This window comes from Chryseobacterium sp. G0162, from assembly GCF_003815715.1.
GTDB lineage: Bacteria > Bacteroidota > Bacteroidia > Flavobacteriales > Weeksellaceae > Chryseobacterium.
Map to the genome: position 1 here is coordinate 4,379,406 of NZ_CP033922.1, position 14,126 is coordinate 4,393,531.

General features: G+C 36.2%; 12 protein-coding genes. 10 read left to right on the forward strand and 2 right to left on the reverse strand.

What is annotated here, in order from left to right:
* Positions 1 to 143: 143 nt before the first annotated feature.
* From EG344_RS19540 to EG344_RS19550, 3 genes are all read left to right on the forward strand, one after another.
* Complete coding sequence (locus EG344_RS19540; RefSeq protein WP_228412780.1) at positions 144 to 1,043, forward strand: hypothetical protein; 900 nt, start codon at positions 144 to 146, stop codon at positions 1,041 to 1,043.
* Positions 1,044 to 1,068: 25 nt separating this feature from the next.
* Complete coding sequence (locus tag EG344_RS19545; protein WP_123856498.1) at positions 1,069 to 1,683, forward strand: deoxynucleoside kinase; 615 nt, start codon at positions 1,069 to 1,071, stop codon at positions 1,681 to 1,683.
* An 88-nt stretch (positions 1,684 to 1,771) separates the two neighbouring features.
* On the forward strand, positions 1,772 to 2,122 hold the full coding sequence (locus tag EG344_RS19550) for an ArsC/Spx/MgsR family protein (RefSeq protein WP_123911029.1): 351 nt from the start codon (positions 1,772 to 1,774) through the stop codon (positions 2,120 to 2,122).
* A 113-nt stretch (positions 2,123 to 2,235) separates the two neighbouring features.
* Here EG344_RS19550 and EG344_RS19555 read toward each other — a convergent pair whose 3' ends face one another.
* Together EG344_RS19555 and EG344_RS19560 are read right to left on the reverse strand one after the other, a co-directional pair.
* Positions 2,236 to 2,541: a DUF493 family protein gene (locus EG344_RS19555; protein WP_123856495.1), complete on the reverse strand. Its 306-nt coding sequence runs from the start codon at positions 2,539 to 2,541 to the stop codon at positions 2,236 to 2,238.
* A 40-nt stretch (positions 2,542 to 2,581) separates the two neighbouring features.
* Positions 2,582 to 3,253, reverse strand: coding sequence for a DUF4197 family protein (locus tag EG344_RS19560; protein ID WP_123856493.1), 672 nt, complete (start codon positions 3,251 to 3,253; stop codon positions 2,582 to 2,584).
* A gap of 348 nt (positions 3,254 to 3,601) precedes the next feature.
* On the opposite strand from EG344_RS19560, the gene EG344_RS19565 reads away from it, so the two are divergent.
* The 7 genes from EG344_RS19565 (at position 3,602) to EG344_RS19595 (ending at position 13,628) form a co-directional block, all read left to right on the forward strand.
* Positions 3,602 to 6,424, forward strand: a complete 2,823-nt coding sequence (locus EG344_RS19565; RefSeq protein WP_123911030.1) for a SusC/RagA family TonB-linked outer membrane protein — start codon at positions 3,602 to 3,604, stop codon at positions 6,422 to 6,424.
* A gap of 12 nt (positions 6,425 to 6,436) precedes the next feature.
* A complete protein-coding gene (locus EG344_RS19570) occupies positions 6,437 to 7,852 on the forward strand; it encodes a RagB/SusD family nutrient uptake outer membrane protein (RefSeq protein ID WP_123911031.1) in 1,416 nt (471 codons plus the stop codon).
* 67 nt (positions 7,853 to 7,919) lie between these two features.
* Complete coding sequence (locus EG344_RS19575) at positions 7,920 to 9,311, forward strand: glucoamylase family protein (RefSeq protein ID WP_123911032.1); 1,392 nt, start codon at positions 7,920 to 7,922, stop codon at positions 9,309 to 9,311.
* A 146-nt stretch (positions 9,312 to 9,457) separates the two neighbouring features.
* Complete coding sequence (locus tag EG344_RS19580; protein WP_123911033.1) at positions 9,458 to 10,165, forward strand: prolyl oligopeptidase family serine peptidase; 708 nt, start codon at positions 9,458 to 9,460, stop codon at positions 10,163 to 10,165.
* Positions 10,166 to 10,237: 72 nt separating this feature from the next.
* On the forward strand, positions 10,238 to 12,565 hold the full coding sequence (gene bglX, locus EG344_RS19585; RefSeq protein WP_123911034.1) for a beta-glucosidase BglX: 2,328 nt from the start codon (positions 10,238 to 10,240) through the stop codon (positions 12,563 to 12,565).
* A gap of 92 nt (positions 12,566 to 12,657) precedes the next feature.
* Positions 12,658 to 13,047, forward strand: a complete 390-nt coding sequence (locus EG344_RS19590; RefSeq protein ID WP_123911035.1) for a hypothetical protein — start codon at positions 12,658 to 12,660, stop codon at positions 13,045 to 13,047.
* A gap of 167 nt (positions 13,048 to 13,214) precedes the next feature.
* The gene (locus tag EG344_RS19595) at positions 13,215 to 13,628 is read left to right on the forward strand and encodes a hypothetical protein (protein ID WP_123911036.1); all 414 of its coding nucleotides are present in this window, start codon (positions 13,215 to 13,217) and stop codon (positions 13,626 to 13,628) included.
* The last annotated feature ends 498 nt before the right edge of the window (positions 13,629 to 14,126 follow it).

The window sequence follows — 14,126 nt, forward strand, 5'->3', positions numbered from 1 at the left end:
ATAACAATTTCTATTCGAATAAAATAAAGTGTAAATTGGTAGCGTTCCGTGAGGAGCGCTATCTTAGTAAAAGAATTTTGAGATTAATCTATCTGATATGCATTTTCATTTTCTGTTCCTCTGCGGCACAGAACGTTCTTCCTTTGGATACTTTGAAGTTGAAAGAGGCCAAAGATATGTTAGCCGATGATTATGGAAACCTGTATATCTATAAAAATAAAGACTTTAGTTTTACCAAATATGATTCTTTAGGGAAACAGATTGGGAAAATGATGCTTACTGTTCCTTATAAGGTCCAAACGGTACAAAATCCTTTGACCGTGCCTTTATTTTCGGAAAATGCCCAGGAAATGAAATTTGTAGACCAGAATATGAATGAAATCCAAAGAATTGATTTCAAACAGAAATTTGGTTTTATCAGAATGGCCTATGCTGAAGATCTACAGCAGTTATGGTTATTAGATGACAGTACAAAACGCTTGATACAGTACAATTTCAGAAATGATACCACCATCAATTCATTTCCTTTTGATATCAGTTTCGAGGATCTGATGGATCTTTTGGTGTATGAAACCAAAGTGTATGTTCTCACCAAAAAGCATATCAGAATTTATAATCTGAAGTTTGAAAAACTATTTGAAGCGCCGGTGGATAATGGAAAACGTTTCAGACGGGAAAATGATAATATTTTGGTGGTTGCCAATAATTCTATCTTAAAATATGTTCCGGAGAAAGGAATGAGTGTGGTTTTTGATGACCCCGATGCACAAATTGTGGATAAAAACATCCTTTCTTATTTTGAAATCAAGGGGAACAAACTCTATCTTTACAACCTTGAAAGAGTAAAGAAAGCCAGACAGCAAAAACAACAGGAAGCTGAACTTCAGATCATCGAGCAATCTACCGGAAAACCCGTGGAGAATGGCAAAGAAACATCCAATGAAAATGGAACAGAAAAGAAGACTTCTGACCATACGTTGGAACAGTTGATTGAAGAAACTTCCGAAGTTCAGGCAACAGGCGTAGAAAAGCTTATCAATTAATCAGTAAATACAAGGAAAAAGAATTATGCATATTGCAGTTACAGGAAACATTGGAGCAGGAAAAACAACTTTAACTACGATGCTTTCTAAGCATTACGGATGGGATGCACAGTTTGAAGACGTAGATCACAACCCTTATCTGGAGGATTTTTATTCAGATATGAGCAAGTGGAGCTTTGCGCTGCAGGTATATTTTCTGGGAAGCAGATTCCGTCAGGTAAAAGAGATCAGAGAAAGCGGTAAAAATATTATTCAGGACCGTACTATTTATGAAGATGCACATATCTTTGCAGAGAACCTTAATGATATGAACCTTCTTTCCGACAGGGATTTCAATAATTATTCATCTGTTTTTGATCTGATGAAATCTTTTGTTTCGGCACCGGATCTTTTAATTTACTTAAAATCCGACGTTCCGAATCTGGTTAAGAAAATCTACAAAAGAGGACGCGAATATGAAGCATCCATCAGTATTGAATATCTTTCAAAGTTGAATCAGAAATATGAAAAATGGATTTCCAATTATACAGAAGGAAAACTATTAATTATAGAAGTAGATAATTTAGATTTCGTTGAAAAACCTGAGGATTTTGGATTGATTTTGGAAAAAATTGAAACAGAATTGCACGGATTGTTTTAACATACTTTTATCAGAACATTAAGACAACATCCATTGAATTCTTATTAAATTTGTGAGAAGCAAGTTTAATTTATTAAAATAATTAGAAATGTTAGTGAAAGTTTTACATAACGGAAACTGTTCAAAATCCAATGCAGTTTTGGAATATCTTGATGAAAACGGAGTTCATTTCGAGATCATTAATATTATTGAAGACCCACTAAGTGTTCTGGAGATCAAAACCGTATTGAAGAAGCTGAATCAGAGCGTTTTTCATATCATTCGAAAGACAGATAAACTGTATGTTGAAGAGTATGCAGATAAGAATTATTCGGAAGAAGAATGGATTAAAATTCTGTCTGAAAACCCTTCTCTGATACAAAGACCTATCTTGGTAAAAGGTTCAGTAGCCATGTTGGGAAGGCCTATTGAGAATGTAAAGTTCTTTATTGAGAAATAATAAAAATATATAAAAACTGCGGCTGTTTCTTACGAAACAGCCGCAGTTTTATTTGTACATAACTTTTTATTCTCTAATAAAAAGACCATCATTTCTGACAGCCTTTTTTTATTTTACAATAGAATAACGCCTTCTATTTTTGCTACTTCTTGATAAATTTTCACTACCTGATTGGCATCTAAAACAAATGCATTGATGTTGCAGGCTGTGTATTTTCCATTTTTGCTTTCGCGGTTCCCTAATGTAAATTTAATACCATCAAAAACCTTGTAAATTTCAGTAAGTTTTGATTGGTCTGTAGGAATAATAAATTTAAATAAATAATCCTCAGGAAAATCATGATGACCTTCCAGTTTCTCCTTTAAAGATTTATAGAAATCTTCAGGACTTGCGTGTTGATTTCCTTGTAATATGTCCATCTGCGGTTCTTAATATTATATAAATATAATGAAATTTTTCCTATTTTCCAAATGGCCCAAGCAGCGATTTGGAGTTCTGGTGTTCGTAATCTTCAATGATATTGAAGAGTCCTGCAACCAGTTGTTCAGAAGCTAATTGGCTCAATCCACCTGAGTTTACAGTATTTTTATTTCCTCCTAAAAGATTTCCCAGGAAATTACTGCCGGATAAAGCGGTATTAATTGTTTTTACGATCCCATATTCGTTAAGTTTCTCATCTACCTTCGGGGCAATAGCTGCAATTAGTTGTTGAGATGTTTTTTCTTTCAGAATTTGTGTGGCAGTCGTTCCCTCAATGATTCGGGTTACATCCTGAGCATTTAAACTGTTTACTGCACCTTGCAGAATAGGCCTTGAAGTGTTTACCGTATACGCAGCAGCCTGTGCAATATAATCTCTTTCTTTAGCAACTAATGACGGAGCAATTTTTTCCAGCATAGAGTTAATATCTCTAAGCTCTTTCGGAAGTGCCTTGTCTACCATATTGTTCTGTAGAAAGGCTTCTTTATTGGTGTAGATCCCCATTCCTTTATCAATACCATTGAGTAGCATTCTTTTAATAATGGAAAGTCCCATGTCACTTGTGGCCAATGTCGTACAGGATTGTACAGTGGTGGTAATAACAGCACCGGTTCCTATAATAAGAGCGGCTGCAATAATATATTTTTTCATTGATCTTTTTATTGCTTTTTTCAAAAACTGCACCAAAGGTAAATACTATTTTGTATTTAACAAAATATTAATGATTAGTGAATTATTTGGTGATTTTTTTTGTTTAAAATATAATTTAATGATTGAAGATATGATATTAAATTGATGGTTATTTTGGTTTTTGATTTGCGTAATGTGATTAAATTGAAGTTTTTTATATATAAAAATGTAAATTTTTTGAATTTTTAAGATATGTTAACATGTTTCGGTTTTTTTTCTATTTTTGGCTAATGTCTTCATTTGAGAAATTGAATGCTTCGAAATGAGACAATGTTGAAAATCTGATTGTACGAATAAAATTGAAACTATATGAAACAAAGTAATTTGAAATATTCATGTCTCATTGCGGTTCTATACTTCGGTATGAATGTCAATGCTCAGACACAACCTAAAGATACGGCTGCTAAAGAGCAGAAGATCGAAGAGGTGGTTCTGATAGGATATGGATCTCAGAAAAAAGAAAACGTGACCGGTAGTATCGGAGTCGTTTCTGCTAAAGATTTAGCTAATAAACCTAACGCCAATCCCCTGAGTTCTATACAAGGAAAAGTAGCAGGGGTGCAGATATTAAATTCCGGGGCACCGGGAGGCTCACCCAGAGTAGATATCAGAGGTATTGGATCACTGACAGGTAAAACTGTCTTTATTGTAGATGGAATGATTACCGATGATATTTCTTTCTTAAGTCCTCAGGATATTGAATCTATGAGTGTATTGAAAGATCCTTCGAGTTTGGCCATTTATGGAGCAAGAGCGTCCAATGGTGCTGTAATCATTAAAACTAAAACAGGAAGAGGGAAAAAACCGGTTTTCAATTTTAACTCCTATTTAGGAATTAAAACCGTAACGAATGTTCCTAAGATGGTTAATTCAGATCAATATTTACAGTTGTATAATGAGAAACTTATCAATGATAAGGCGAAAGATCCTGTATTTTTAGACAGGTCATCATATCCTGCTGATACAGATTGGTTTAAAGAAATTTTTAGAACAAGTATTATTAATTCTAATGATATTTCTGCGTCAGGAGCTCTTGGAAAACTGAATTATTACGTAAGTGCAGGGAATCTACAGGATGAAGGAAACCTGGCAGCAGGGCAAGGAATTAATTCAGGAAGTGGATTTAACAGATTTACGACCAAAGTGAACCTGAGTTATAAAATTACTGATCACATTACAATCGGAAATAATTTCACTTTTTCCAAAATGCGTACTGATGTTGTGCTTAATACTTTGTTGGATGCTTATTCATCGCCTCCAGTATATGCTCCCATCAATCCAACAACAGGGGATTATCAGTATTTTAGTCTGGCTAAAGTCCCTAACTCCAGAGCAAAAATGGATTTATTCAGATCTCAAATTAGAGATCAGAGATTGTTAAATAACATTTGGGGGGAATATAAATTTTTAAAAGATTTTACATTACGAATCAGTTATAGTACAGATAATATCAATTCAAATAAGTATGAGTATACTCCAACATTTGGATATGTTCCTGTAGCAGACCAAAAACCAAATAAATTAATAACAAGAGATTCCAGAACTAGAAATTATATTTGGGATAATACATTAAGCTGGAAGAAGGACTTTGGAAAACATAATTTAGAATTATTAGCAGGTTTTTCCAGAACAAGAAACTCCTACTCTCAAGCCTATGCTGAAGCGTTAAATGTAAACTATAACGGAAATAATACTTCTTTGGATATTTCTAAAGGAACAGACATTTATCGAACAGATTTTGAATTAGGAGGTAGAGATGTTGTTCCATACCAGGATAGAATTCAATCGTTTTTTGGAAGGGTTAATTATGATTATGATGGAAAATATTTAGTGAATGCTTCAGTTCGTAGAGATGGAACATCTAAATATTCTGCCAATGACAGATCTCGTGTATTTCCTGCAATAAGTGCTGGATGGGTGATTTCCAGAGAAAACTTTATGAATGAGCAGAATGTTGTTAATCTATTAAAATTAAGAGCAAGCTGGGGTAAATTAGGAAATCCGGATGTACAGAGAGCCTATACATTAAATACGACTATCCTGGATGCGGGTGCCTATTTCGGAAATTCCGGATATCCTGCACAAACAATAGACAGGGTGATAGATCCAAATATTGGTTGGGAAACCACTACAGGTAAAGATTTTGGATTGGAAATGGCTATGTTCAATAATAAACTGAAAATCGATGCTACTTATTTTGATAAGGATACCAAGGATGTAGTATATGGTATTGTTCAAGGAACAGTTTCTGGTGCTTCTAACTGGAATAATTATGTTACCAATGCTTATTCTTTTAATAATAAAGGATTTGAATTTTCAGTCAGCTATGATGCTAAGATCAATGATCATATAAAGTTTGGCATCTATGGGAATATGACTACACTTAAAAACAAAATTACTTCTGTAGCTAATAATTCTTATTTAAATGCAGGAGCAAGTCTATTTGGTAACTCAATCATAAGGCTAGAAGAAGGACAGGCGGTAGGTTCGTATTATGGATATCAGGTAGTAGGCATTTTCCAGAATCAGGCAGAAGTAAATGCCTCTGCTGTTCAGAACGGAGCACAAGCTGGAGGATTTAAATTTGCAGATCTTGACGGAAATGGTGTAATAGACGTGAGAGATAAAACATTTTTAGGAAGTCCTATTCCTAAAGGAACTTATGGATTCGGGTTGAATATGAATATATACGATTTTGACTTCGCTATTGATTTTCAAGGTGTTTTTGGTAACAAAATTTACAACTACAACCGAGAGCAGCGTTATGGAAACGAAAGCTGGGATCTGGATTTCTATAATAATAGATGGCATGGGGAAGGAACATCCAATATGTATCCAATGGCAACCAATAACCAGGCTATTATTTTACCCAATAGTTTCTATGTAGAAGATGGCAGTTACATCAGAATCAGAAATATTCAAGTAGGGTATAATTTACCTACATCATTTGCAAAATCAATGTCTATTACCAAATTAAGATTATATGTAAGTGCTCAAAACCCTTGGACTAGCTTTAAATATAACGGATTCTCACCTGAAATCTTAAATACCGACAGAGTACAAATGGGTGTGGATAATAACATCTATCCGATTTCAGCTATTTATACTGTTGGGCTTAATTTAACATTTTAACAAGAAAGAATTATGAAAAAGATATTTTTATCAATCGCATTATTATCACTTGCAGCAAGTTGTAATGATTATTTAGATATAAAACAAGAAGGATATACGGAGGCAGCATCATTCTTCAAAACGCAAGAGGATGCCATACAGGCCACAAGTGCTATCTATAGCTTTCTGAGGAGTTGGGAAAATTCGGCTTTTCCATATCAGTTTGTATTTGGAGTACCGGCAGATGATGTGGTTAAAGGCTCTAACCCCGGAGATGCTTCTTTTATCAATGTATATGATAATTTTACTTATACCGTTAGTGATGAAGGGATAAGAGGGTATTGGATCGGGCAATGGCAAGGTCTAAACAGCTGTAATCAGGTGATTACCAATGTTCCGAAAATTGATATGGATTCAGCGCTAAAAACAAGATTGGTTGCTGAAGCAAAAATGCTGAGAGCATACCTGTATTTTAACTTAGTAAGAATATATGGTGGTGTTCCTATTTTTGACGGGCTTCAGAGTAATTATAAAGTTCCTAGAAACTCAGTAGAAGAGGTGTATAACTTTATTATTTCTGATCTTACCAGTGCAGCAGAAATTCTTCCTCAGACTTATCCTGCTTCAGATTTGGGAAGAGTAACAAAAGGTGCGGCATTAGGTTTACTTGCCAAAGTATATCTTTATAAAAAAGACTGGCAAAAAGCATATGATACCTCTAACCAGGTAATGGCGATGGGGTATGACTTGGATCCTGATTTCAATCATGTGTTCAGACCATCAGGTGAATTTGGTAAAGAATCTGTTTTTGAAGTCAACTGTGACTGTATACCTCCACTGAAGGGAAGCCAGTATGCAGAAGTACAGGGCGTAAGGGATCAGTTTGGTTGGGGTTTCTTTACTCCTTCCAACTCACTTGAAAATGCCTTTGAACCTGGTGATATCAGAAAAGAACTTACCATTTTAAGAAACGGAGAAACGACCCCAGAGGGAGATTTAATTGCAATGGGTGATGCTCAATCAGTGACTACCTATAACCAAAAAGTTTATGTACCAAAAGCATTGAATAAGAGTGCTTGTGGGTATGGATCTATTCAGAATATTAGAATATTAAGATTTGCAGAAATTCTTCTAATCAATGCAGAGGCGGCTAACGAATTAGGAAATACCTCGGTAGCTACTACAAATCTTAATCGAGTAAGAACCAGAGCCAAACTGGCAGGAACTACAGCTTCAACACAAATAGCTCTTAGAGCTGCAATCTGGAATGAACGTAGAGTAGAATTAGCGATGGAAGGAGATCGTTTTGTAGATCTTGTAAGAACAGGACAAGCAGCTACGGTTCTTGCCCCTTATGGATTCAAAACAGGGAAAAATGAATTGTTCCCAATTCCATTTGATGCTATTACTGAAAGTGCCGGAGTGTTTACACAAAACCCAGGATATTAACATATAACCATAAACTAGAGGAGAGTGAAAATTCTCCTCTAATTTTATAACCCATAACCCGATACCAATGAAAAGGACCCTATTATCAATTGCCGTAACTTCTTTATTCTTTACTTTTTCTTGTAAAAATGCTCAGGTTTCCAAACCGGAAATTGTAAAAAATAATGGAGTGAAAAGCACCATTACTGATGAGCAGCTGATGGATCAAGTACAGAAAGATGCCTTAAAGTACTTCTGGGAGTATGCAGAACCTAATTCTATGTTGGGAAGAGAGCGTTACCATGAAGATGATATCTATCCGGATCATGATAAGCATGTTATCACAACCGGAGGTTCAGGATTTGGATTAGCGACTTTATTGGTAGGAGTAGAGAGAGGATTTGTTCCAAGAAAAGAAGTTGTGAAAAGATTAACCCATATCATGGATTTTTTGGCAAAAGCAGATCGCCACAAAGGGGCTTGGTCACATTGGATCAATGGAGAAACGGGTAAGACAGTTCCTTTTGGAAAGAAAGATAACGGCGGAGATCTTGTAGAAACAGCATTCCTTACTTCAGGAATATTAATGGTTCGTGAATACTTTAAAAATGGAAATACTGAAGAAAAAGCTTTAGCTGCAAAATGTGATGAACTTTGGAAAGGAATTCAATGGAACTGGTACACCAAAGGAGGTGAAAAGGTGTTGTACTGGCACTGGTCACCGGAATACCAATGGGAAATGAACTTTCCACTGGAAGGATATAATGAATGTTTAATTACCTATATTCTTGCTGCATCTTCACCTACCTACTCAATTGATGCTGAAACTTATTATAAAGGCTGGACCAGAAACGGGACCTACCTTACCAACAAAACAAAATACGGATTACCTCTTTATGTAAAGCACAACTATGCCGAGGAATACGGCGGGCCACTTTTCTGGGCTCAATATTCATATATCGGGCTTGATCCTACAGGATTATCCGATAAACTGGTGAAAAACTACTTTGATATTAATAAAAATCAAACCCTTATTGATTATAAATACTGTGTTGAAAACCCAAAACAATGGAAAGGCTACGGTCCAAACTATTGGGGGCTAACAGCCGGCTATACAAGAAATGAGGACGGAAGTACTGGCTATACAGCGCACATGCCAAGTAATGATAATGGAGTTATAACTCCTACGGCAGCGTTAAGCAGCTTCCCATACACTCCAAAAGAATCCATGGACTTTCTGAGGTTCATCTATACTCAGAAACCTGAATTTATTGGTTCAGCAGGTCCTTATGATGCAACTTCCATCAATTATAACAACTGGTTTACTCCAAGGTATCTGGCTATTGACCAGGGTACGATAGCACCCATGATTGAAAATTACAGAACCGGTTTCCTTTGGAAGCTATTCATGAATGCTCCGGAAATACAACAAGGCTTGAAGAAACTAAACTTCCAGTCACCAAAATATGGAATCAAATAGATCTTTCTTATTAGTTTCAAGTACATGAACAAATTTTATTTGTGAATTAATGGCTATTAAGAGAATCAATTCAATAGAAACGGGTTTTAGCCTGTTTAAATAAAAAAAATCCATCCAATGGCTTTAGCCAAAACCTGAATAACAATATGAAATTAAAATTAAAGCATATCCCTCTTTTATTGCTGCCATTCTCTTTACAACTGAATGCTCAGGAGATAAAAGCAGAACTGAACAAAGAGTTTAAACGACAGGAGAAAATGTCCTATATACTGGATTATCCTAAAAACACAAAAGGAAATGTTCCATTAATCGTTTTTCTGCATGGTTCTGGAGAAAGAGGAAATAACCTTGAACTGGTAAAAGCACACAGCCCGTTTACTTATAAAAATCTGATCAAAGAACCGGTAGCTATTCTGGCCCCACAATGCCCGGCAGATACCTGGTGGGATACGGTTACAGTCTATAATTTGATTAAGGATATTCAGAAAAAATATAAAATTGATGCTTCCAGAATTTATTTGACTGGGCTTTCCATGGGAGGTTGGGGAACTTTAAAGCTGGCGATGGAGCACCCTGAGATGTTTGCAGCAGTTGCTTCAGTTTGTGCACCAACAGATCAGGTGATGACGGCCAATATTCAGCAATTTAAAGACTTGAATATGAAAATATTTCATGGAGGAATGGATGATATTGTATTACCGGAAAATGCTTTCAAATTTTATCAGAAACTTCACCCTGTGAATCCTTCGGCAGAATTAGTGATTTTCCCTAATGATAATCATAACTCATGGGATTCTGCCTATTCAAATCCACAGTTATATGAATGGATGCTGTCTAAAAAGAAAGAAAAATAAATAAGAATATAAGTTTCGGGAAACGAAAGGAACTACATAAAAATCAAAACAATAATATAAGAAGATAGATTTATGAAAAAGTTAATTGTACTTGCAACCCTGGCACTTTCGCCGGTGTTTTCCGCTCAGGAAATGGTAGACAAGCCTGTACAGTCTTATCAGACTGCACAATATCAGGCGAAGAAGAAAGCCTTTGTAGACAATCTTTTATCTAAAATGACGTTAGATGAAAAAATCGGCCAGCTGAACCTTCCCACTTCCGGAGACTTTACTACCGGAATGGCTCAGAGTTCAGATATCGGGAAAAAAGTAGAACAGGGATTAGTAGGCGGATTATTCAATATAAAAGGAGCGGACAAGATTAAAGCGGTTCAGAAGGTTGCTGTTGAAAAAAGCCGTTTGAAAATTCCAATGATCTTCGGAATGGATGTGATCCACGGATATGAAACAACATTTCCAATTCCCTTAGGGCTAGCCGCTTCATGGGATATGAACCTGGTACAGCAGTCTGCAAGAGTAGCAGCAAGAGAAGCCGCTTCTGATGGAATCAACTGGACCTTTTCGCCAATGGTGGATATTTCCCGCGAACCAAGATGGGGAAGGGTTTCCGAAGGTTCCGGTGAAGATCCGTATTTAGGAAGCGAGATCTCAAAAAATATGGTATACGGTTATCAAGGTAAAGACCTGGCTAATGGTACCAATATATTAGCGTGTGTTAAGCACTTTGCATTATACGGAGCTGGAGAATCCGGCAGAGATTATAATACCGTTGATATGAGCCATGTAAGGATGTTCAACGAGTATTTTCCACCTTATAAAGCAGCTGTAGATGCAGGAGTGGCCTCTGTAATGGCTTCTTTCAATGAAGTAGACGGAGTTCCTGCTACAGGAAGCAGATGGCTGCAGACTGAAGTTTTGAGAAATCAATGGAAATTCAAAGGATTTGTAGTAACCGATTATACCGGGATCAATGAAATGGTAGATCATGGAATGGGTGATCTTCAGCAGGTTTCAGCACTGGCTTTAAAAGCAGGAGTTGATATGGACATGGTAGGAGAAGGCTTTTTAACCACGTTAAAAAAATCTCTGTCTGAAGGAAAAGTTACCCAGGCTGAGATTGATATGGCAGCCAGAAGGATCCTTGAAGCAAAATATGACTTAGGGCTTTTTGATAATCCATACAAACACGGAGATGCAAAACTGGCAGCCAAAGAAGTGTACAACCTGGAAAATCGTAATATCGCTAGAAACGTTGCCGCTCAGTCAATGGTTTTACTGAAAAATGAAAACCAGATATTGCCTTTAAAAAAATCAGGAACCGTTGCAGTAATTGGACCATTGGTCAATAACTCCATGAACATGGCCGGAACCTGGAGTGTTGCTACAAAACACAGTGTTTCAGTTAACCTAATGCAGGGACTTCAGGCAAATTATGGTAAAGAAGTAAAATTCCTTTCCGCAAAAGGAGCCAATATCGATTACGATGCAAAATTGGAAGAAATCTATGCTGCTCACGGAAAGAAAACCGATAGAGATAATCGTTCAAAAGAAGAATTGCTAAAAGAGGCGGTGGATGTTGCCAATAAGGCCGACGTTATTGTTTTGGCCATTGGAGAATCTGCAGAAATGAGTGGTGAATCTTCATCAAGGTCAGAAATTACCATTCCTCAGTCTCAGGTTGACCTCTTGAACGAATTGAAAAAGACCGGAAAACCAATTGCAATGATTCTTTTCACGGGTCGTCCATTAGCATTAACAAACGTAAAGGACACTCCTGATGCCATTCTTAATGCATGGTTCCCAGGTTCAGAAGCGGGAAATGCGATGGCAGATGTTCTTTTCGGAAAAGTAAACCCATCTGGAAAACTTCCAATGACGTTCCCAAGAAGCTTAGGGCAGGTTCCTATTTATTATAATGCTAAAAATACAGGCCGCCCACTAGATCAGAAGCTGACTGATAAATGCGAATACCAAAGATTCCGTTCCAATTATATGGATGAGTGCAATACCCCGTTGTATGCATTTGGATATGGATTAAGCTATACAAAATTCAATTATTCAGACATCAGTATTTCCAATACTAACCCTAAAGGAAGTCAAGAGATTCAAGCATCTGTTACCATAACCAATTCCGGAAATTATGATGGTGCAGAGGTTGCTCAGTTGTATATCAGAGATATGGTGGGAAGTATTACAAGACCTGTAAAAGAGTTAAAAGGTTTCCAGAAAGTATTTTTGAAAAAAGGAGAATCTAAAAAAGTAACCTTTACGATTACCCCGGAAACCCTGAAGTTTTACAATGGAGATTTAAAATATGACTGGGAATCAGGAGAGTTTGATATTATGATCGGAACCAGCTCCGATGAGGTGAAGCATGCAAAGATTATCTGGACAAAATAAGAAGTAGAAAAAGTTTTTCACAGCCATATGTTTTATGTTTTTCTGGCATGATTTTTATTAATACCGTGTCTGGTTATCATAATATAAACAATATGAAAAAAACAGTTGTATTGAGCGCAATGTTCCTTGGTACTTTAGTATTTGCACAACAAACACCGGTTTTGGGTGGTGATAAAGATGATCATGGATGTATCGGTTCAGCAGGATATACGTATTCACAGATCAAGAAAGACTGTGTAAGAACTTTTGAAGAAAAAATAAAGCTAAAAGAAGTTGCTACAAAAGGAGACTATATTGCCGCTGTTATTTTCAGCAAAGACAAGAAGAAAGCTGAAGTCTTTGTTAAAGATGCAGAAGGAGGGAGTGTAATTCTTACCAGAGCAGGAAAAGCGAAAGCGTGGAAAAATGAAGATTATGTATTGACTCCTTACAAAAAAAGCGGTTATCAGCTTAAAAAGGATAATGTTGTAATCTATCAATAAAGAAATTAAGTCACCCGGAAGGGTGGCTTTTTTTGTGTGCAGATGGCTTCCTGAATGAATGGACTTTATAAGTTGCTCAAAAAGAATGTTTTTGTAACTAAGAATGAATTTAATATCTTTATTTCCCAAAGACTTTTTACCAAACAGAAAACATTAATAATTTAAATATGAAAAAACCAATTTTATTTAGCATGATGTTCCTAGGCTCTTTAGTTTTTGCCCAACAAAAAACTCCGGCTTTGGGAGGTGACAGAGATGTTCACGGTTGTATCGGCTCTGCAGGGTATACCTATTCGCAAATCAGAAATAATTGTGTGCGGGTTTTTGAGCAGAAAATCAAATTAAAGGAAGTAGGCTCAGATAAAAGCTCTACTACCATGACGGCCGTTATTTTTAGTAAAGATATGAAACGGGCAGAAATCTTTATTCCGGATGGAAATGCAAAAAGTATTATCCTTGAAAAGGAAGGAAAAGCTAAAAGCTGGAAAAGCGGAAGCTATATTAAAGAAACTTATGTGCTGGTTCCCTACAAAAAGACGGGTTACCAAATTAAAAAAGATGATGTAGTAATTTATCAATAAGATCAAGTTTTTCAAAGTAAAAGTAAGTCACTCGAAAGGGTGGCTTTTTTTATGAATGTATGCAGTTTTAAACATTTTTTAGAAGCTTGATCCCGCTATCCACTCATACTCCTCACGCCAGAGCATTCCAGTGCTCAATCCCCCGGCTTTCTAACCTGTGTTGCGGGGTAACCGTTACTATCGGGGCTATTTTTATGAGTAATGAGTAATAAATAATGAGTAATGAATGATGAATGATGAATGATGAATGATGAATGATGAATGATGAATGATGAATGATGAATGATATTGTTGCTAAGGTTCAAAATCGACGTTATTTTATCAATAGAAGACTTTTTACATCATAACTTTTGTTTCTGAAACTCATTTTTTATCACCTGGAAAGATCTTTTCTCCTGCATTTTCATTAAGAGCTCTCCTAAGTTAAAAATAGTTTTAAAATAATACGACGTGCTCTGTCGTCGTGTTGTGGTAGCTTTGGATAAAATAGTATAAAAT